General features: G+C 74.4%; 15 protein-coding genes. 3 read left to right on the plus strand and 12 right to left on the minus strand.

Annotated features, from left to right (window positions below; all coding sequences use genetic code 11):
• The first annotated feature begins 7 nt into the window (after nt 1-7).
• Together AB0K67_RS10920 and AB0K67_RS10925 are read left to right on the plus strand one after the other, a co-directional pair.
• Nucleotides 8-1255, plus strand: a complete 1248-nt coding sequence (locus tag AB0K67_RS10920; RefSeq protein ID WP_364056386.1) for a hypothetical protein — start codon at nt 8-10, stop codon at nt 1253-1255.
• Nucleotides 1252-3360 (plus strand): protein kinase, encoded by a 2109-nt coding sequence (locus AB0K67_RS10925; RefSeq protein WP_364056389.1) that lies wholly within the window; start codon nt 1252-1254, stop codon nt 3358-3360. The genes AB0K67_RS10920 and AB0K67_RS10925 overlap by 4 nt, the downstream gene beginning before the upstream one ends.
• A gap of 123 nt (nt 3361-3483) precedes the next feature.
• Here AB0K67_RS10925 and AB0K67_RS10930 read toward each other — a convergent pair whose 3' ends face one another.
• The 9 genes from AB0K67_RS10930 to AB0K67_RS10970 all read right to left on the minus strand — a co-directional run bounded on the left by AB0K67_RS10930 (nt 3484) and on the right by AB0K67_RS10970 (nt 15382).
• On the minus strand, nt 3484-6045 hold the full coding sequence (locus AB0K67_RS10930; protein WP_364056392.1) for a transglutaminaseTgpA domain-containing protein: 2562 nt from the start codon (nt 6043-6045) through the stop codon (nt 3484-3486).
• A complete protein-coding gene (locus AB0K67_RS10935; RefSeq protein ID WP_364056395.1) occupies nt 6033-7157 on the minus strand; it encodes a DUF58 domain-containing protein in 1125 nt (374 codons plus the stop codon). Before AB0K67_RS10935 ends, AB0K67_RS10930 begins: the two co-directional genes overlap by 13 nt.
• Entirely contained in the window at nt 7154-9325 is a 2172-nt protein-coding gene (locus tag AB0K67_RS10940; protein ID WP_364056398.1) for a hypothetical protein, read from the minus strand. Before AB0K67_RS10940 ends, AB0K67_RS10935 begins: the two co-directional genes overlap by 4 nt.
• A 112-nt stretch (nt 9326-9437) precedes the next feature.
• The gene (locus AB0K67_RS10945; RefSeq protein ID WP_364056401.1) at nt 9438-10208 is read right to left on the minus strand and encodes a methyltransferase domain-containing protein; all 771 of its coding nucleotides are present in this window, start codon (nt 10206-10208) and stop codon (nt 9438-9440) included.
• Between the two features lie 73 nt (nt 10209-10281).
• Nucleotides 10282-11337 carry a LacI family DNA-binding transcriptional regulator gene (locus AB0K67_RS10950; RefSeq protein WP_364056404.1) on the minus strand — a complete coding sequence of 352 codons (1056 nt, stop codon included), beginning with the start codon at nt 11335-11337 and terminating at the stop codon, nt 10282-10284.
• Between the two features lie 12 nt (nt 11338-11349).
• Nucleotides 11350-12069, minus strand: a complete 720-nt coding sequence (locus tag AB0K67_RS10955; protein ID WP_364056407.1) for a cupin domain-containing protein — start codon at nt 12067-12069, stop codon at nt 11350-11352.
• Complete coding sequence (locus AB0K67_RS10960) at nt 12066-12968, minus strand: PmoA family protein (protein ID WP_364056410.1); 903 nt, start codon at nt 12966-12968, stop codon at nt 12066-12068. Before AB0K67_RS10960 ends, AB0K67_RS10955 begins: the two co-directional genes overlap by 4 nt.
• Nucleotides 12965-14056 (minus strand): Gfo/Idh/MocA family oxidoreductase, encoded by a 1092-nt coding sequence (locus AB0K67_RS10965; RefSeq protein ID WP_364056413.1) that lies wholly within the window; start codon nt 14054-14056, stop codon nt 12965-12967. The genes AB0K67_RS10960 and AB0K67_RS10965 overlap by 4 nt, the downstream gene beginning before the upstream one ends.
• A gap of 294 nt (nt 14057-14350) precedes the next feature.
• On the minus strand, nt 14351-15382 hold the full coding sequence (locus AB0K67_RS10970; RefSeq protein ID WP_364056416.1) for a LacI family DNA-binding transcriptional regulator: 1032 nt from the start codon (nt 15380-15382) through the stop codon (nt 14351-14353).
• Between the two features lie 131 nt (nt 15383-15513).
• Between AB0K67_RS10970 and AB0K67_RS10975 the strand changes: the two genes are divergently transcribed.
• Entirely contained in the window at nt 15514-16791 is a 1278-nt protein-coding gene (locus AB0K67_RS10975; RefSeq protein WP_364056419.1) for a serine hydrolase domain-containing protein, read from the plus strand.
• A gap of 263 nt (nt 16792-17054) precedes the next feature.
• On the opposite strand, the gene AB0K67_RS10980 is transcribed toward AB0K67_RS10975, so the two are convergent.
• Genes AB0K67_RS10980 through AB0K67_RS10990 form a run of 3 tightly spaced genes read right to left on the minus strand, consistent with a single transcriptional unit; the run spans nt 17055 to nt 18503 of the window.
• Complete coding sequence (locus tag AB0K67_RS10980; protein WP_364056422.1) at nt 17055-17591, minus strand: NAD(P)H-dependent oxidoreductase; 537 nt, start codon at nt 17589-17591, stop codon at nt 17055-17057.
• Nucleotides 17588-17749: a hypothetical protein gene (locus AB0K67_RS10985; protein WP_364056425.1), complete on the minus strand. Its 162-nt coding sequence runs from the start codon at nt 17747-17749 to the stop codon at nt 17588-17590. The genes AB0K67_RS10980 and AB0K67_RS10985 overlap by 4 nt, the downstream gene beginning before the upstream one ends.
• Entirely contained in the window at nt 17742-18503 is a 762-nt protein-coding gene (locus AB0K67_RS10990; protein ID WP_364056428.1) for an ABC transporter ATP-binding protein, read from the minus strand. The genes AB0K67_RS10985 and AB0K67_RS10990 overlap by 8 nt, the downstream gene beginning before the upstream one ends.
• Nucleotides 18504-18643: the final 140 nt, after the last annotated feature.

Raw genomic sequence — 18643 nt, forward strand, 5'->3', positions numbered from 1 at the left:
AGGCCCGATGACCGACTACTGGGTCAGAGCGCTCAAGGACCCGCGGGTGCCGCAGATCGACGGCACCCTGCCGCAGTACGGCGAGGCGGAGAGCAGCGACGACATCTCCAACCTCATCCAGTCCACCAAGCCCGACAAGGTGGCCGAGGCCGGGCGCAGGTACACCGAGATCGCCGAGATGTGCGCCGAGTCGGTGGAGACGCTGCACCGCGAGGCCGCCCGCATCGCCGAGACCCTGGGCGGCGAGTCGCTGGAGGGCATCTTCGAGAAGATCGGCGAGCTCCAGCGCGACCTCGGCCGGCTCAGCTTCGCCGCCCAGTCCGTGGGCCAGCCCCTCATCTGGTACGGCAGGGACGTCCTGCCCTGGTTCCACAACAACGTGCCCAGGACCGGCAGCGTGGACCTGGACGACTGGATGGGCGACGTCGTCGGCACCGACACCAACGCCCACGCGCTCGCCCGCCACCACCTGCAGCAGCTCAACCGCTTCATCCAGGACGTCTACCACTCCATCGGCGACCACGTGGAGCAGCGGGCCACGGCTCCGGCGACCGGGATGCCGGACTTCGGGGCCGGTCCTGGGCTGGGCCTGGGCGGCGGGCTGACCGAGAACCCGTACAAGGGGTTCGGCTCGACGCCGGACCTCGGCGACGGCCTCCCCGGTTCGGGCGTTCCCGACATGCCGGACTACGAAGACCCGTCGCTGCGCGACCCGTCAATTCCGGACCCCTCGCTGCAGGACCCGTCGTCGCAGGATCCGTCGTCGCAGAACCCGGGGCTGGAGAACCCCGCGCAGCCGGACCCGTCCCAGCAGAACCCGGACATGCGGACTCCGTCTTCGGACGACCCGGCACTGCGGAACCCCGGCCTCCCGAACCCCGGCCTGCAGCGTCCCGAGCCGCAGAACCCGGCGCTGCACCAGGCCGAGCTGAGCAACCCGGCCACGAACCTGTCCAGCCTGCCCAACACGAACGTGCCCGCGCCGCAGGCGTTCGTGCCCGGCACGCCCACCGGCTCAGGCCCCACGGTCGTGCCCGGCAGCGTCGCCGCCACCGGCCTCGGCAGCAGCGGCCTCGGCGGTTCGGCCACGCCCGGCGCGGCCGGCCTCACCGGCGGGCCGATGGGCATGATCCCGCCGCTCGGCGGCGCGGCCGGTGCCGGGCAGGAGCGCGAGCGGGAGCGCATGAAGATGCCGCTCACCGAGTACGACCCGTTCGACAGCGATGACCTGGGCGGCCCGCCCCTGATCACATGACCGCGCTCGCCGACCGGGTACGCGGTCATCACCTGCTCGGACCGGCCGGCCACGACGGCCCCTGGACCGTGCACCGGGCGCGCTCGGCGACGACCGGGGCGGACGTACTGGTCAAGACGCTGGCCTGCCACCGTGTGGACAAGCGGGCGCTGAAGCGGATCATCCGCGGGTTCGGCTTCCCCGCCGAGCTGTCCGCCCACGGCGGCGTGATCCCCGTCCTGGAGGTGGGCGCGACCGGCGACGGGCGACCGTACCTGGTGACGCCCCCGCACGACGGCCCCACCCTCGCCGAACGCCCGGGCCGCGACCGCCCGATGCCACTTGACCAGGCCGCCGCACTCGTGGCGGCCGTGGCCCGCGCCGTCGCGGCCACGCACGCGGCGGGCGGCGTCCATGGCCGCGTCATCCCCGAGAACATCGTGCCGGCCGGGAACGGCGTGAAGCTGACCGGATTCGCCATGTCGGCGCTGATGTCGATAGTGGAGCTGCCGGACGGAACGCCGCCCTCGGTACACGCCTCCCCAGAGGAGCTTGAGGGCCGCCCGCCCGTGCCCGCTTCGGATGTGTACGCGCTGGCTTCGACGGCGTACGAGCTGCTGACGGGCCGTCCCCCGTTCGCGCTGGACGGAAACGTGGCAAAGTTCGCCCTCGCCGTCCTGACCGAGGCCCCGCCGCCACTGCCCGCGTCGGTCCCCGAGGACCTGGCCGCCACCCTGATTCAGGCCCTCTCCAAGGATCCGGCCGCGCGCCCCGCCGCCACCGACCTGGCCACCACCGCCGACAAGCACGCCGCTCCCGCACACAACGCCCTGCCCCAGGCGACCGGCACCCCGACCAGGCAGCATCCGCCCGCAGGCGTTCCCACCGACCAGCGTGGCCCCGCCAACGGCCCGCACGTCATCGGCGGCGAGCCGGGGGGTGCGGCGGGGTCGCGGCCGCCGTTCGGCGAGGCCGGCGGGCCCCTGCCGGCCGGGCATCCGTCCGGATCCTCGGCCGCGCCCTCAGCTCAGTCGGCCGCGGAGCTGCCGCGCACCGCGCTGTTGCCGGAGCCCGGTCCTCAGTTGCCGCGGACGGCGCGGCTGCCCGTGCCGGGCGCGCCCGGTTACGGGGAGCCGTCGTCGTCGGCCGAGCAGTCGGAGGCTAAGGTCCTTTCACCGGCCGGGCCGCCTGGGCGCGGAGAGGCGTCTGGAACCGGGCAGGGCGAGGTTTCCGGTGCCGAGCGGTCGGGGCCCCGGGAGCTGGTGTGGACCGTGGACTCGGAGCGCTCCCGGGTCAGGCCCCCGGCGGGGCCGCAGCCGTTCCTCCCGCCGCCGCCCGAGGCGAGTGCGCCCGCGCAGGCCCAGGACGCCGCGCAGGAGCGGCGGCGCGGGCGGATGCCGTTGATCGTGGCGGGCGTTTCCGCGCTTGCCGTGCTGGCCGGTGCGGGCAGTGTGGCGCTGGCGATGAGCGGCGACCGGGGCGTCACCTTGACGGCCGACAGCGGGGCCGGCGCCACGCCGCCCGGTGACTCGGCCGTACAGGACGACCAGTCGAGCGACGACCGGTCCGGCGATGGCCGGCCTCAGGACGGTGTGGTCCACGACGGCCGGCCGCAGAGCGAGCAGCCTCAGGACACGCGAAACCGAGACGGGCGGCAGCAGCCCGACGCGCGGGCCACCGGCGGTCAGCCGCAGGCCGTGCCGTCGCCGGCTCCCGAGCAGGGCACGGCCGACCCGGCCACCTCCCCGCCGGCCACGCTCAGGACCCCCGACCCGGCCACGCTCACCGCCTACCGCCCCAAGAACCTCAAGCTGGTCGCCGACAACGGCACCACGGTGACGCTGTCGTGGAAGTCGGCACGCAAGACCCAGTACCCGGTGATCGTCCAGCAGGCCCCCGATGACCGGCTGATGTCGGCGCCGAGCGGCAGCACCACGTACACGGTCGGCAAGCTCGACCCCGGCACCGGCTACTGCTTCAAGGTGGGCGCGGTGGTCGCGCTCGGGCAGCCGTCCTCGGTGGCCTGGTCGTCGTCGCTGTGCATCAGGGGCGCGGCGGAGACCGGCACGGAGGACGACGTCCAGCCCCCGATCGTGCTCCCCCTGGTCACGCCACCCTCCAGCTGACCTTCGCCGAGCCACGCCCCGTCCGGGCAGACCTCCAGCCGAGCCACGCGCCGTCCCGCTCACCTGGACCGAGTCCCACGAGGGCCCGTCCAGCCGACCTCAGCCGCACCCGTCCAGCCGACCTCAGCCGAACAGCGACACCGGCGACAGCCGCCCGGCCGCCCGACGCAGCACCCCCACCTTCCCCTTCACCACCGCATCCACAGCGGCATAGTGCCGCCAGGCGAGGTCGGCGTCCGCGGCGTCCACGGGGGTGTCGCCGAAGGTGGCGAGGTTGGCCAGTTCGGCGAGGGCCGTGAGCGGTTCGCGGGCGGCGGGGTCCAGCGCCCGTTCCGCCAGGAACGCCACCTCACCGGCGGTCAGCGTCCCCGTCGTGACGGGCAGGCCGGCCGTGCGGAGCCGGGTGACGGTCTGCCGCCAGGCTCCGACGACGCGGGCGGCGGGCGAAGGAGCCCTGCGGCGGCGCGCCCGGCGTACGGCGGGGACGATCGCTACGGCGAGCAGGTAGACGGCGGCCAGGCCCCCACCGGCGGCGAGCCACATCAGCGGCCCGGCCGAGGCGTCCTCGTCGGGGACCGGCGGCGGGGTGGGGCGGTCGGTGGAAGGCTTGGGCGTCGGCTCGGCCTGACCGGCGGAGTCGTTGATGGCCTGCTCGATCTCCTTGGCCTGCTTGGGCGCGCCCTCGGCGACGTCGCCGCCGTCGCCGGAGCGCGTACGGGACGGCGTCGGATAGAACGGCACCCACCCGATGCCGTCGAACTCGACCTCCGCCCAGGCCAGCACGTCGCCGCCGCGCACCTGCCGGACGCCGCCCTTCTTCTCCTCTCCCGGCCGGAACCCGACGACGATCCTGGTGGGCAGCCCGAGCGCGCGCCCCAGCAGCGCGAACGACGCGGCGAACTGCTCGGTCGTCCCCCGCTTCGATTCGGTCAGGAAGAACTCGATGCTGCGGTAGCTGTGCCCGGGAGGCGCGTTGACGTCGTTCACGGCGTGCTTGCGCAGGTAGGAGGCCAGCTTGGCGGCCTGCTGGCCAGGGCTGCGTGCTCCCTTGGTGGCGCGGCGGGCGATCTCGCCGAGGCGGGCGCGCTGCGGCGGCGTGCGGCCGTCGGGCCCGTCGGGGAGGCGGCGCTGCTCCGGGTCGTCGGCGGGGGTGGCGTGGCGCAGCTCGGCGGCCGGATATCTCCGGATTCCTGAGGTCACGCGGTACGTCAGGCCCTCCCGCGCCTGCGTGCTGGCCAGCATGCCGGTGGCGGGATCGACCACGAGGTCCGTACCGGTCGCGGAGAGCGGCCTGTCGGCGGCGGGCAGCCACGGGCCCGGCAGCTTCTGCACGGTGAAGCGCTGCTCCACGGTCTCGCGCGCGGCGTCGTCGGCGCCGGGCACGCGTCCGCCCGTGGGGACGAAGCCGGCGCTGGACGTCCAGCTCACACCGTCGAAGGTGTCCAGGACGGCCAGCCGCAGGTTCGCGTCGGACGACGTCTCGACCGTGAACAGCTCGCGCCGCGGGTTCTGCAGCCACGCCGACACCTGGTCGAGCGCGCTCACGCCCTTGATCGGCCGCGGTGGCGGCTGCTCGACGAGGGTCCGTACGTCGAAGGGCCGCTCGGCGACGGGCAGCACGGGCGCCACGACGGTGGCGGCCAGCACCAGCAGGGCGAGGACCGGCACCCCCGCCGCCACGGCGAGCGGCGACCTGCCGGTCCTGACCAGGCCGAGCAGCAGGACGAGGCCCGCGAAGCAGGCCGCGTACGGCACGACCGTCCCGCCCCCGGCCACCCCCAGCACCACGGCCACCGCGAACACCGGCAGCGCGGCGACGGCGGGCAGCATCGCGGCACGACGGCGCAGCGCCAGCTCGGCCGCCACGGTCGCGGCGGCCCAGACCAGGAAGCTGACCAGCACGATCGCGGGGCTGCCCGGGGCGGCGGGCAGGATGGTGGTGAGCAGCCACCCGCCCGCGTCGCGCACACCGGTCAACGCCGCGCCGGCGGCGGACGGTCCGGGCAGGAACCCGAGCCACGCCTGCTCCCTGAAGAGGGTCGCCGACACCGTCGTCAGCCAGGCCAGCACACTGATCGGGATCGTCCCCCACAGCGGCAACCGCCCCGACAGCGCCAGCGCCAGCACGCACGGCCCGCCCGCCGCCGGCCCGACCACGGGCAGCAGCGACTCCAGCGGGAACACCCCGTCGAACGCCAGCCCGGCACAGGCCGCCAGCAGCCCGGCCACGACGACGGCCGCCGCCTTCCGCCCAGCGGACTCCCGCTCCCCGGCGCCCGATCGGGACCCGCCTTCGCGGCCCTGCCCGGCCGAGGTCCCGTCGGCGGCCGCCGTCGCCGCGTCGCCTCGCCCGGCCGGTCCTGCCGCACCGCCCGAACCGGGTGCTCCTCCGGCGGGCGCCGCGCCACTCCCGGCAGCGGCGAACCCGCCGCCCGGCCCGGACGCCGGGCTGCTCTCCCCGGGCGCGGGCATGGAGGTCTGCGCCGGGGCGGAGCGGGACGGCGGCTGTCCCGGAACCTGGGACTGCGCCGGTGCGGCCTGCGCGAACGTCGCGCCGGAAGGCTGCGCGGGTGCGGGACCCGCGGTGCCGGAGGGCGGTCGTCCCGTGGCCGCGGTGTGTCCCGTCGGGTGGCCGTCGGGAGAGGGGCCGCCGGGGGCCGGTGGGGGTGGGGTCAGCGTGGCCATGCCGCCGCCAGCTCGCCGAGGTCGGCCGCCTCGATGACCGTCACCCCGGCGGCACGGGGCCCGCCATCCGCTGCGGGCGCGCCGACGCGGACGAACAGGACCTGGTCGAAGCGGCGCCGCAGCGCCGCCGCGTCCGCCAGGGCCGCGTGGTCGCCGCTGACCAGCACCAGCGCTCCGCCCGCCCCCGCCTGGCGGAGCGCGTGGCGCGGGGGTTCGGCGCGGTCCGAGCGTTCCACGAGGGTGAGCCGGTCGAGGACCTCCTCGTCCTCGCCAGGGCCGCCCTTGGCGTGCAGCAGCTCGCCGTCCCCGGTGAGCACCCGTACGGGGAACCGGTCGCGGGCGACGGCGCAGGCCGCCGACGCGGCGACGTCCACGGCCAGCTCGAACGCGTCGTCCCCCTCGTACGACGACGCGCGGGTGTCGAGCACGACGACGGTGTCCGGCAGGTTGACGTCGGTCAGCTCCTTCACCATGAGCGTGCCGGTCCTGGCGGTGGAGCGCCAGTGGACGTGCCGCAGCTCGTCTCCGATGACGTACTCGCGCAGGCCGTTGAAGCTGCTCGCCCCGGCCGGGGCGGAGCGGGAGGCGAGCCCGTCGAGGTGCCGGCGCCGCCCGGAGTGCAGCGGCGTGAGCGGCACGGTGCGGGGCCGTACGAGGAGCACGTCGGCCCGCCCGTACGCGATCGAGCGCCGCGCCAGCCCGAACGGGTCGCCGCGGTCGAGCAGCAGCGGCCCCACCTGCGTGCGCCCGCGCCGCCGGGTGGGCAGCCGGTACGACACGGTGCGCGCCGACCGCCGCGCCAGCGACGGCACGTCCACGGTCACCGTGGTGTCCCTGCAGGTGTCGCGCGCGACCAGCCCGGAGTGCCGCCACCGGCCGGCGTTGCGCACGTGCAGGACGGCCACGGCCGGTTCGCCCCGGGCCACCTTGACCGGCGTGACCTCGCGCCGCACCTCGAGCCGGGCGCCGCGCAGGGTCCACAGCGCGCCGGCGCCCACGGCGGCCAGCCCGGTCACCGCGAGGACCGCCGCCTGGCCGTAGCCGAGCGGCGCGCCCGCCGCGTAGACCAGCGCCGATGCCGCGGCGAGGCCCCACCCCGCGCGGGTGATCATTCGCACTCCCAGAGCGGGGCGGCGGGGAAGCCCCCCTTCGGCGTGTTCACGAGCACGTCGTTGAGCCAGCCGTTGCCGTACTGCGATTCGATCTTGTTCCAGACGTCGCTGCTCTGGCCGGTGTACTCGTCGGTGTAGGCGGGGCCCTTCTGCTGGCAGAGCACGGTGAGCGTGATGTACACGCCCTTCGGGATCTTGCCCACCTCGCCGCCGCCGGGCGCGGAGCGGATGAGGGTGTTCACGTCGTCGTTGTTCGCGTTCTTGAACTGGGCGGACGGCGGCTTCAGGTCGGCGGTGGCCTCGGCGCGCTCCTCGCTCTCGCCGGCCTCGTTCCTGGCGCGCAGCGTCCACGTGTAGCTCTGGCCGTTCTTGAGCCCGGTCACCTCGGCGCTCGTGCCCTCCGGCTGCGCGGGGTGCTGTCCTGGGCCCTCCAGGATGTACGTGACGCCGTCCTGCGCGTTCTCAGGGGCCGACCAGGTGAGGTCGGCTCCGTGGTTCTTGCCCTTGGCGGTGAAGCCGGAGGGTGCGCCGGGGGCGACGCAGGGACGTACCGGGATGGACGGGGCCGACTCGACCTCGCCGCCGTCGTACACGGCGACGACCTGGAACGTGTACTCCTGGTCGCACCTGCCGCCGGTGACCCGGAACTGGAACGGCCCGTCCGGCCTGACCTGCGACGGCGTGACGTCGCCGTCGCTCGGGCCGCCCTTGAGCCGGTAGCCGGTCACCTCGCCCTTGGACGAGGGCGTGAAGACGATCTCCATCCAGCCGGGGCCGGAGTTAGCGGTGACACCGCCCGGCGGGTCGGGAGTGACCGTCGGCGTCGGCGTGGGGGTCGGAGTCGGTGTCGGGGTCGGCGTGGGAGTCGGCGTATGGGTGACCGTCGGCGTGGGGGTGGCGGTGACCGTCACCGTCGGCACGGCGGTCGTCGTCCGCGCGGGCACCGTGGTCGTCGCGGTCGGGACGTTCGTGGTCGCCGTGGTGACGACCGTGGGCCGCACGACGGTCGGAACGTTGGTGGGCTCGGGCAGCGGCGTCGGGGTGTCGTTCTGGCCGAGCGCCTCGTCGTACTTGCCGACGCGGTGCTGCCTGCCGTCCTCCTCGATGACCAGGGCGACCTCGCTGAACTGGTCGTTCACCCAGAGCAGCCCGTCCTTGACGAACACCTCCAGCGGGCCCGACTTGCCGGTCACGACCCGGTCGGCCTCGAAGCGCTTGGCCACCGTGTCGTACACGATGAGCTTGCCCGCGCTCTCGTCGGGGATGTAGATGCGGCGGCCGAGCGCCTGCGGCGCGCCCAGCTTGCCGCCCTTGACCGCGACCGTGGTGAGCGCGCCGGTGGAGGTGTCCACCAGCACGAGCGCGCCCTGCTTCGGCGCGAGCACCGGCACCACCTGGCTCTCGGCGACGGCGGGCACGAGCAGGCCGGCGCCGCCCGCATCGGTGATCGTGCTGGGCAGGCTGACCTGCAGCCTGGTGCCGGTGCCGCCGATCACCAGGGCGGTGGCGGCGGCGGAGTTGGTGACCAGCGGGACACCGTTCGCGATCGTCAGCGTGAGCGGGTCTCCGGGCTCGCCGACCGTGACCGCCTTGCCCTTCTGATCGCCGTTGATCTGGACGAGCGTGCCCTCCTCGGGGACGGGCACCCACAGCGTGCCGTTCTTGTCCAGCCCGCCCTGCCCGAGCGGCGGCTTCAGCGTGATCGGGGCGCCCATCGTGTCCACCGTCAGCGGGTTGAGCTGCTGTACGGTGCCGCCGCGCGGGTCGATGGCGTACGCCTTGCCCGCGCCCATCACGAGCTGCATGCCGCCCGCGCCGAGCTTGCCGGTCTGCGCCACCTCGAGCTGGGTGGGGTCGATGCGGCTGACCTGGCCGGTGGACTCGTCCATGACGAGCACGTTGTCGCCGTCCTGTACGACCTTGAGCTCCTGCCCGTCGGCGGAGGCGAGGTCCACCCGGCCGTCGAGCTGCCCGGACAGGCCGTTGGCGTGCACCACCTCGCCGTTGAGCGCGCTGGCCAGCCAGGCGCCCACGTCGGAGAGCTTCGGCCGGGCACTGGAGACACCCGTGCCCAGGAACAGGCCCACTCCTACCAGCGCGACGGCCAGCGCGGCCGCGACGATCCCCGCCGCCCGCCGCCCCGCCGCGCTCCGCCACCGAACGGCCACTGCTTCACTTCCCGCGAACTTCGTGCGCATACGTGTCCGCGGACACACTAGGGCGCGTCCGGAGGATCCCGAGGTCCCTTCAAATAACGTGGAAATGTCGTGGAATAGCACCTCAGCCGGGTCGGCAAGCCAGCAGCGCGAAGCGGTGGGCGGTGGCCTTGAGCGGGCGCCCTCGGGTCATCTCCTCGTGCAGGCAGCGGAGGCGGGCGTCGTACGCCGTCACGTCGAAGCCGGGGATCTGCCACGAGATCAGCCGCAGGAACAGCACGAGCGCCCCGATGTCGTGGAACGTCGTGGTGAAGGCGGCCTCCTCGCTCCACACGACGTCGAGTCCCGCCGCCCGCAGGCCGGCGACGGCGCCGGCGAGGTTCCATGCGGCGTCCTCGTGGGGCGGGGCGGCCAGGGCGGCGTTCAGCTCCTCCAGGTCGCGTCCGCCCACCTGCTGGGTGAGGTACGTGCCGCCGGGGGTCAGGAGGCGGCGGATCTCCTCCGGCCGGTACGACTCATGCCGGTTGATGATCAGGTCGAAGGAGGCGTCATCGAACGCGGCCGTGCCCTCGGCCACCTCGACGCCGAGGGGTTCCAGCCTTGCCCTGGCCACCGGGACGTTGGGGGCGTACTCCTCGGTCGCGGCGGTGCGCGGGGGCAGCGGGGCGAGCGAGGAGAGCAGCTCGCCGCCGCCCGTGCCCAGGTCGAGCAGCGCCTTCGTGGCAGGGAGCCGGTCGCGCACCATCGTCTCGTAGTCCCACGGCAGGCCCCCCTCGTGCGTCACGCGGTCGCCGAACAGCGAGAAGTCCCAGCCCTCGAAGGGGGTGTCCAGCGCCTCGCGGATCAGGTCGTCGTAGCCCTTCATGCCCGCGAGCCTGCCGGACGGCTCCGCCACCGCGCACCGCATCATCGGGTGGGAGATGAGAAGGGGCGGCGCGGCTCGGCGGCCCCGTCCTCGCCGGTGACGGTCAGCGGGGTGGGGTGCTGGCGCGGAGGATGACGCGGGCGGGGAGGCGCACCCCGGCCTCGCGGGCGCCGGCCTCGCAACCGGTGTCGCCGTCCGGCAGCGCGAGGCGTACGGCGGCCGCGCCCGCCTCGCGCAGCGGCACCGCGACCGAGGTCAGCGCCGGCACGACGTCCACGGCGGGCGCGATGTCGTCGAACCCGGCCACGCCGACGTCCGGGCCCGGCCTCACCCCGGCCTCGCGCAGCCCGGTCATCGCGCCGATCGCCATCACGTCGTTGACCGCGAACACCGCGTCGACGTCCCCGATCCCCCGCTCGGCGAGCCGCCGTGCCGCCGCGTACCCGCCGTCGCGGGTGAAGTCGGTCTCGACCGCGATCGGCTCGGGCACGCCGGACCCGGCGAGCCCGGCCAGGAATCCCTCGTGCCGCTCGCGCGAAGTGCGCAGCGCGGCGGGGGCGTGGAGGACGGCGAAGCGCCGGTAGCCCGCGCCGAGCAGGGCGCGGGCGAGCTCGGCCGCGCCGCCCGCGTTGTCGATGGTCACGGTCGGGTACGGCAGGTCCCGCTGGCTGATCATGACGGCCCGCCCGCCCGCCGTCCGGTACGCCTCCAGCTCCTCCACCAGCGCGTCCCTGGTGCCGGCCCCGTCGATGCGGCTGCCGGTGACGATGACGACGCGCGGGCGGGTGCCCCTGAGCGTCCTGACGATCTGCAGCTCGCGCTCCGGCGAGCCGCCGGCCACCGCCATCGTGACGATGAGCCCGGCGGCCTCGGCCTCTTCGATCACCCCTGCGGCGATGGCGGAGAAGTACGGGTCGGCCACGTCGCGGACCACCAGCGCGACGGTCCTGGTCGAACCCCTGGCGATGGCCTGGGCGGACAGGTGGGGCCGGTAGCCGAGCCGCTGCGCGGCGGCGCGGACGCGGGCGACGTTCTCCGCCCGGACGTTGCGGGCGCTGCCGTTGAGCGCCCGGGAGGCGGTGGCGACGGAGACCCCCGCCTCCCTGGCGACGTCGTGCAGGGTCGGCGGCGCGGCCTGCCCCTGCGGCCCGTCAGCCACGCCGCTCACCGCTCACGCCCGGGTGCGGACGACGGGGTGGGTGACGTCGTGGGCGCGCAGGTGGCCGCACATGCCCCACCGCTCCTCCGCGGGCGACTCCATGAGCGCCGCGTCCATCAGGTGACCGCCGTCGCCGCGCTCCAGGGCGTCGAGCACGGCGGAGGTGCGGCGGGTCTCCTCGGCGACCGTACGCTCCCAGATGCCCCGCCACTCCCCCACCCGGCCGCGGACGAGCGCGACCGCGCTGTCGTAGAAGGCGCGCAGCGCGCCGGGCCCGCCGTCCACGAGCCGCAGGAACCCCTCGACGGCCAGCTCCCTGCGGCGGCGCACCGCCTCCTCGACATCGGTGGCGGGCAGCGTGGCGGCCTCGCGGTAGCGGTCAGGGTCGGCCACGACGTCCGGTGGGAACGTCATGACCGCGTCCCCCGCCTCCGGCAGCCCCGCGTTGGACATCACGACCACCACCTCCAGGCCGCCCCTGTTGACGGCGCGGTGGATGGTGCCGGGCGTGAACCACACGGTGGTGCCGGGACGCAGCTCGGTCTCGCGCAGGCCGCGCGCGTCCAGCGTCTGCAGCGCGCCCTCGCCGCCGATCACCACGTACGCCTCCGTGGAGGCGGTGTGCAGGTGCGGCGTGCCGCCCTCCAGGCCGTCGGCGCAGGCGTTGCCGGAGTAGACCGACAGGCGGCTGACCGACGTGCCGCCGGGGAAGGCCCCGGGAGCGGCGGTCATCGCAGCGCCTCCCTCCCCCGCGCGGCGAGCTCGGCCGTGCCGTCCTCGCCCCGGTCGCCGTCGGCGATGACGACCGCGTACCGGAAGCGCAGGCTCTGCCCGTCGGGCAGCGGCACCTCCTCGCTGAAGAACGGCGCGGGGCACAAGCAGGCGAAGTACTCGGAGCGGGCGAACCACTGCGGCGGATGCTGCGGGTTGGCGGTGTCGTCCACCATGACGATCGTGGACCACTCGCCGGTCTCGTCGTGCCGGCCGCGGAAGCCGAACCACTCGGCGCGCTCGCCGCGCAGCTCGTCGCCGCCCGCCTTGCCGGGCGACTGGATGATGCCGCCGGTGAACGAGCGGGGACCGCGCCAGAACAGGCCGCCGTAGCCGGCGTTCTCGCGGCCCTTGGTGGTCGGGGAGCCGAAGTCGAGCGTGGCGCCGGAGACGTTCGTCATCGTGGTCTCGAAGACCAGCGTCCAGGCGTCGCCGTCCACCACGGACGCGCTCAGCGCGCGCTCCTCCTCGATGATGGGCGCGCCGGCCTGGGAGGTCCAGCCGAGCGTGTGGGCGATCTCGACCCGGCCGCCGTCGGCCGTGAGCTTCGTCATCTCGCGGTGGACGGCGCTGCCGTTGTTGTCGAGCTGGACGTAGCGCCCGTCGGTGAACGTCGGGCCGCCCCAGAAGTTGTGCTCGCCCACGTGCGGCAGCGACCAGGCGATGCCCTTGTGCCAGACGTGGTCGTGCGGCCGGTAGAGCGACACGAGCGCGCCGCCGAGCGTGCGGACCGGGTGCAGGTACGGCTTGGGCGACTCCAGCACCGGCGTGTCCGGGCGGTAGACGTAGGTGAACAGCTCGACGTCGCCCGCCGTGACCGCGACGGACCTGCCGAGGGTGTGGGTGGCCTGCAAGTTCACTGGTTCCTCCAAGGTGCGCCCGTGCCGTCCATCCTGCGGGCGAAGGGGTTGTCTGCGGTGATCTGCCCGGCCCGTACCCGCTCGCCGGTGAAGGCGGAGGCGTACAGCGCGGCGATGAACTCCATCGTGCGGCGGGCGTCCTCGGTGGTGACCGGCGGCTTCTCGCCCCGGTCGAGCGCGTCGAGCACGGCCGCGAACCAGCCGCTGTGCCCGCTCGAACCCTCGGTGCGGTCGGACTCCCACACCGTCTTGATCTCTTCGTGGGCGGGCGCCGGGGTGACCGTCCAGTCGTCGTCGGTGTAGCCGTACAGGTGCTCGACCTCGATGGTTGCGTGCTCGTAGTCGAAGCGCAGCACGGAGGTCTCGCGCGGCGACAGCACCGAGTTCACGACGGTGGCCATGGCGCCGTTCCCGAACGTCACGAGCGCCATCGACACGTCCTCGGTCTCCACCGGGCGGGCCTGGCGGGCGGCCATGGCGGTGACCTCGGTCCACGGGCCGAGCACCGACAGCAGCAGGTCGAACTGGTGGATGCCGTGCCCCATGGTGGGGCCGCCGCCCTCCGACTCCCAGGTGCCGCGCCACGGGACCGCGTAGTAGTCCTCGCCCCGATACCACTGGGTCAGGCAGGTGGCCACCAGCGGGCGGCCCAGGTCTCCGGCGTCCGCCAGGCGGCGCAGCCGGGCCGCGCCCGCGCCGAAGCGGTGCTGGAGCACGGTCGCGACGTGCGCGCCTGTGCGCTTCTCGGCCTCGATCAGCTGGTCGAACTCGGCGAGTGAGAGCGTCGGCGGCTTCTCCACCAGGGCGGTCACCCCGGCCTCCAGGCAGGCCAGTGCGAGCGGGGCGTGGAGCTGGGGCGGCGTGCACAGGTGCGCGACGTCGAGCTCCTGCTCGCGCAGCAGCTCCTCGGCGTCGGTGTAGGCGTGGGGGACTCCGTACTTGTCGGCGAACTCGCGGGCCCGGCCGGCGTCCACGTCGGCCACGGCGACGAGCTCCGCCCGTCCTCCGGAGTTCTGCACGGCCCTGGCGTGGGCATGGGCGATCCCTCCGGTGCCGATGATCGCGGCCCGGTACTGCTGTCGAGACATGTGTTCCTTCGTCCGGGGGTCGGTCGCGCGCCGCCGGGGAACGGCGCGGTCGCTTTCGGCCGGCGGCCCTGCCGGGAGCGCTCGTGTGGCCGGCACGGCCGTGATGGGAAAACGTATTCCGCAGTCTGCCCCGGCTGTCACAGGAGCGTCAAGAGTGGACATTCGGGACACCGGTACGTATTCGCCGCGCGTCGGCGGCGCGGGCGATGAAGCGGCGCGGGCGATGAAGCGGCGCGGGCGATGAAGCGGCGCGGGCGATGAAGCGGCGCGGGCGACGAGGCGGGCCCGGGAGGGTCAGCGGCGGGGGCGGGTGGTGGCGCGGGCGACGAGGCGGCCGGTCAGGCGGACGTGCCGGATCGGGCCGGGATCGGCCAGGGCGAAGCGGATCGCCCGCGCGCCCGCCTCGGCGAGCGGCAGCGCCACGGTGGTCAGCGGCGGCGTGACGTCGCGGGCGAGCGGGATGTCGTCCACGCCCGTCACGGACACGTCGCCGGGCACGTCGATCCCGGCCTCCCGGAAGCCGGAGAGGGCGCCGATGGCGATGGTGTCGTTGACCGCGAGCACGGCCTCCCGCCCGTCCATCCCGGCGGCGGCCAGCTCGCGCGCCGCCGCGAAGCCGCCGTCCCTGCTGACCGGGCAGGGCACGATGAGGATGTCGCGCTCGCGTACACCGCCCGCGGTGAGCCCGGCGACGCAGCCCGCCGTGCGATCGGCCAGGTTCCGCATGCCGGGCGTGCCGGCGAGGATCGCCACCCGCCGGTGCCCGAGACCGGCCACGTACTCCCCCGCGCTCCGCCCGGTGCCGTGGTTGTCGAAGCCGATCGCGTCGAACGGCAGGTCGGTGTCGCCGAAGATCACCGCCCGGCCGCCGTCCCGCTTGTACGACAGCAGCTCCTCGGCCAGCCGGTCGCCGGGCGCGCTCGCGAGGTACCGGTTGGAGGTGACGACGAGCGCCCGTGGCCGCAGCGCCCGCAGCACGCGCACGGTCTCGGCCTGCCGCTCGGCGTCGCCCATGGTGGCGGAGACGGTGACGAACGCGCCTGCCGTGCTGGCCTCCCGCTCCATGGCGGCCACCACCATGCCCATCGACGGCGTGGTCAGGTCGTCGGCGACCAGCGCGATGGAGTCGCCCGCCCTGCGCATGGCCCTGGCGGCGGCGTCGGCGGTGTAGCGCAGGGCCTTCGCGGCGGCCAGGACGCGGGCCTCGTACTCGGGTGCGACCTTCCTGGTGCTGCCGCTGAGCACGCGGGAGGCGGTGGAGATCGACACGCCCGCGGCGGCGGCCACGTCGTGCAGCGTGACCGTGGGCCGCGCCGCGTGGGGCATCCGCGATCGTCCTCTCGTGGGCTTCGGGCAGGGATTGCAGCGTACTGTCCCGGCGCATATGACGCGTGTCATACGGACCTCGTGACACCGGCGACTGCCCTGAAGGGGCCGCTTTCGATCATGCTGGCGGCATGACGATGCGACAGTTGAGAAAGACCGCCGTCCGCCGCGCCGCCGCCGTCGCGATGTCGCTCGGCGTCCTGGTCGCCGCAACGCCCGCCCAGGCGGCCGAGGCCGGGTCCGGCACCGGGCTCGACCGGCAGGCTCTGCGCCAGGCGCTCGGCGCCGTGCACGAGGCCGGCATGTACGGCATCTACAGCGCGGTACGCGACGGCGCCAAGAGCTGGCAGGGCGCCTCCGGCGTGGCCGACGTGCGGACGAACCGCCCGGTCACCTCCGGCATGGTGCACCGCGTGGGCAGCATCACCAAGACGTTCACCGCCGTCGCCCTGCTCCAGCAGGTCGCGCGCGGCACGGTCGAGCTGGACGCCCCGATCGGCCGCTACCTGCCCGACGTGGTGCCGGGCGAGCGCGGGCAGCGGATCACCGTACGGATGCTGCTCAACCACACCAGCCACATCGCCGACTTCGTCGGCCCCGCGTTCCCCTCGCTGTACGAGGGCTCGCCGCAGAGCCTCGACGACAACCGCTTCCGCCGCTTCACCCGCCTGGAGGTCGCCAGGCTCGGCCTCGACGCCCCGGCGACGGGCGAGCCCGGGTCCACGCCCGGCGTCTACTCGAACACGAACTACGTGCTCGCCGGCATGATCCTGCAGAAGGTCACGGGCATGGAGCCCGAGGAGTACATCACGCGCCACGTGATCCGTAAGGCGGGCCTGCGGCACACGTCGTTCCCGCGCACGCCGTTCATCCCCGGCCCGCACTCCAAGGCGTACGAGTCGCTGTTCGGCTTGATCGACCCGCCGCGCGACTACAGCGTCTACGAGGTGTCGTTCCTCAACACGGCCGGGGCGCTCACGTCCACGATGGACGACCTCAACCGCTTCTACCGCGCGCTGCTGCGCGGCGAACTGATCGGTCCCGCCGAGCTGGCGGAGATGCGGAAGACGGTGCCGGTGGCGGCCGGCGGGCTGCTGGACTACGGGCTCGGCATCTACGCCTACGACCTGCCGTGCGGCCGGTTCTGGGGGCACAGCGGCAGCGTGTTCGGCATGGCCACGGAGTCGCTGACCAGCGAGGACGGCAAGCGCCAGGTCTCGATGGGCGTCAACAGGACGAAGTACCAGACCGTGGACGAGAACGGCCAGGTGGTGCCGCACGCGATCGACTACGCCAGCCTGGAGTACCTGCTGCGCGCGGCGTGCGGCACCGGCGGGAACGCGCAGGCCAGGGCGGCGGCGCCGCAGTTCGTCCCGTTCGCGGTGGATCAGGTGCGGGTCAAGCGCTGAGGTGTGGCGCGCGGCACGTTCGTTGTGCGGATTCCTGCGCAGTCGATCCGGTACGTCCTCAGGGCCTGCCAAGATCTTGTCAAGGCGGAGAGATCAGCGTATGAACGCCCGGCTCCGTCCCGGCGGCCCCCCACACCGCCGGGACGGAGCGTTCACGCGGCGGGTCACCTTGGGTGGCGACCCGATGTGAGCGGCGGCGGCACTGCTGCTCTTTCCACGGACCCGGCCGCCGCCGCGGTCTGACGCGCCCTCGCGAACGCCGCTCAGGCGGGGGTGTCGATGCGCGAGCCGACCTGGGGGGCGATCTGCGGGGCGACGCGCTCCGCCCAGGCCGCGAGCACCTCGTCCAGCTTCGGCAGGTCCGCCTCGAGCACGGCCAGCCCCGGCGTGGGGACGGTCGCGCCCAGCTCCACCAGCAGCGGCCGCAGGTGCACCTCGACCGCGAGCGCGTGCCGGGCGTCGCCCATGACGAGCAGCGGCAGCGCCGGCTTCCCGGCCAGCGCGTTCGGCGGCAGCCGGTCGAGGAACGCTTTGAGCAGCCCGGTGTAGGTGCCCTTGTAGGTGGGGCTGGCCACGACCAGTACGCTCGCCTCGGCCACCTGCTCCAGCGCGACCTCCACGCCGCTGGACGCGCCGGGCCCGAACAGCTGCGGCCCGAGCGCCGACAGGTCGATCACCTCGTACGAGTCCGCCGCCGCGAGCCCGTCGATGCGCTGCCCGACGGCCTTGGCGGCCTCGACGGCCACGGTCAAGGTGCGGGATCCGCTCCGGGGGTTGCCCACCAGGACGACGACGCTCATCGGATCACCGCCGCGATGACGCGAAGCAGGCCGCCGCGCACCTGTGGCTCCGGCCGTCGTTCCTCGTCGCTCACCCAGTCCTCCTCGGCCTCGTCGTCGGGCAGGTCGTACCAGTGGACGTCGCCGTCGCGCTCGTCCAGTCGTGTCGTGTCAGCCATGCGCGGCCGCCACCCTTCGTTCCCTGGCCGCCGCGACCTCACCGCGCAGCAGGCTCCACACGTGCCGGCGGCCGCACGCCGCCGGCCGGGCCCGCGGGGTCTCCCCCGGCGGGCCGGCGTCCACGATCTCTCTGATGCGGCCCGGCGCCGCCGTCATCACCGCGACCCGACGCCCCAGCCTGACGGCCTCGTCGAGGTCGTGGGTGATGAGCAGCACGGTCTTGCCGGTCCTCCGCCAGACGCGGACGAGCTCTGCGCCGAGGCGGGCGCGGTCGCGCGCCTCCAGCCCGGCGAACGGCTCGTCCAGCAGCAACACGCCCGGGTCGAAGGCGAGGCTGCGGGCGAGGGCGACGAGCTGCCGGTCCGCGAGAGACAGCTCGTACGGATAACGCTCCTCGGCCCCGGCCAGCCCCACCAGCTCGAGCAGCTCGCGGGCCCGCCGGTCGCGCGCCCGCCCGGGCACGCCGCGGGCCTCGAGCCCGAACTCCACGTTGGCCCGCGCGCTGCGCCACGGGAACAGCCCGTGCTGCTGGACGACCACGCCGCGCTCCAGCGCGGGCCCGGTGACGGGGACGCCGCCGATGAGCACCTGCCCACGGGTGGGCCGGACGAGCCCCGCGACCAGCGCGAAGATGGTCGACTTGCCGCAGCCGCTGGGGCCGACGAGCGTGAGCAGCTCGCCGCCGGGCACGTCGAGATCGACGCCCGACAGCACCGTGACGGGGGCGGCGGGATCGCCGGCCTCCAGCGTCACGCCTCTCAAGCTGAGATGCGGGCCCTGACTCATGCGTATGAAGCTACGAGCCATCGCCCACAAAGTCAACATTTCCTACATGAGATGAAGACAATACTCCGCCGCTATCGTCAGCCATAGAGCCGCCTGACGATTCACAT

This window comes from Nonomuraea sp. NPDC052634 (assembly GCF_040678535.1).
Lineage (GTDB): Bacteria > Actinomycetota > Actinomycetes > Streptosporangiales > Streptosporangiaceae > Nonomuraea > Nonomuraea fastidiosa.

Bases quoted from the DNA above. Each gene is read 5' to 3' on its own strand.
- AB0K67_RS10975 (WP_364056419.1), top strand. From the start codon at position 15,514: ATGACGATGCGACAGTTGAGAAAGACCGCCGTCCGCCGCGCCGCCGCC.
- AB0K67_RS10935 (WP_364056395.1), bottom strand. From the start codon at position 7,157: ATGATCACCCGCGCGGGGTGGGGCCTCGCCGCGGCATCGGCGCTGGTC.
- AB0K67_RS10985 (WP_364056425.1), bottom strand. From the start codon at position 17,749: ATGGCTGACACGACACGACTGGACGAGCGCGACGGCGACGTCCACTGG.
- AB0K67_RS10920 (WP_364056386.1), top strand. From the start codon at position 8: ATGACCGACTACTGGGTCAGAGCGCTCAAGGACCCGCGGGTGCCGCAG.
- AB0K67_RS10925 (WP_364056389.1), top strand. From the start codon at position 1,252: ATGACCGCGCTCGCCGACCGGGTACGCGGTCATCACCTGCTCGGACCG.
- AB0K67_RS10980 (WP_364056422.1), bottom strand. From the start codon at position 17,591: ATGAGCGTCGTCGTCCTGGTGGGCAACCCCCGGAGCGGATCCCGCACC.
- AB0K67_RS10970 (WP_364056416.1), bottom strand. From the start codon at position 15,382: ATGCCCCACGCGGCGCGGCCCACGGTCACGCTGCACGACGTGGCCGCC.
- AB0K67_RS10930 (WP_364056392.1), bottom strand. From the start codon at position 6,045: ATGGCCACGCTGACCCCACCCCCACCGGCCCCCGGCGGCCCCTCTCCC.
- AB0K67_RS10955 (WP_364056407.1), bottom strand. From the start codon at position 12,069: ATGACCGCCGCTCCCGGGGCCTTCCCCGGCGGCACGTCGGTCAGCCGC.
- AB0K67_RS10965 (WP_364056413.1), bottom strand. From the start codon at position 14,056: ATGTCTCGACAGCAGTACCGGGCCGCGATCATCGGCACCGGAGGGATC.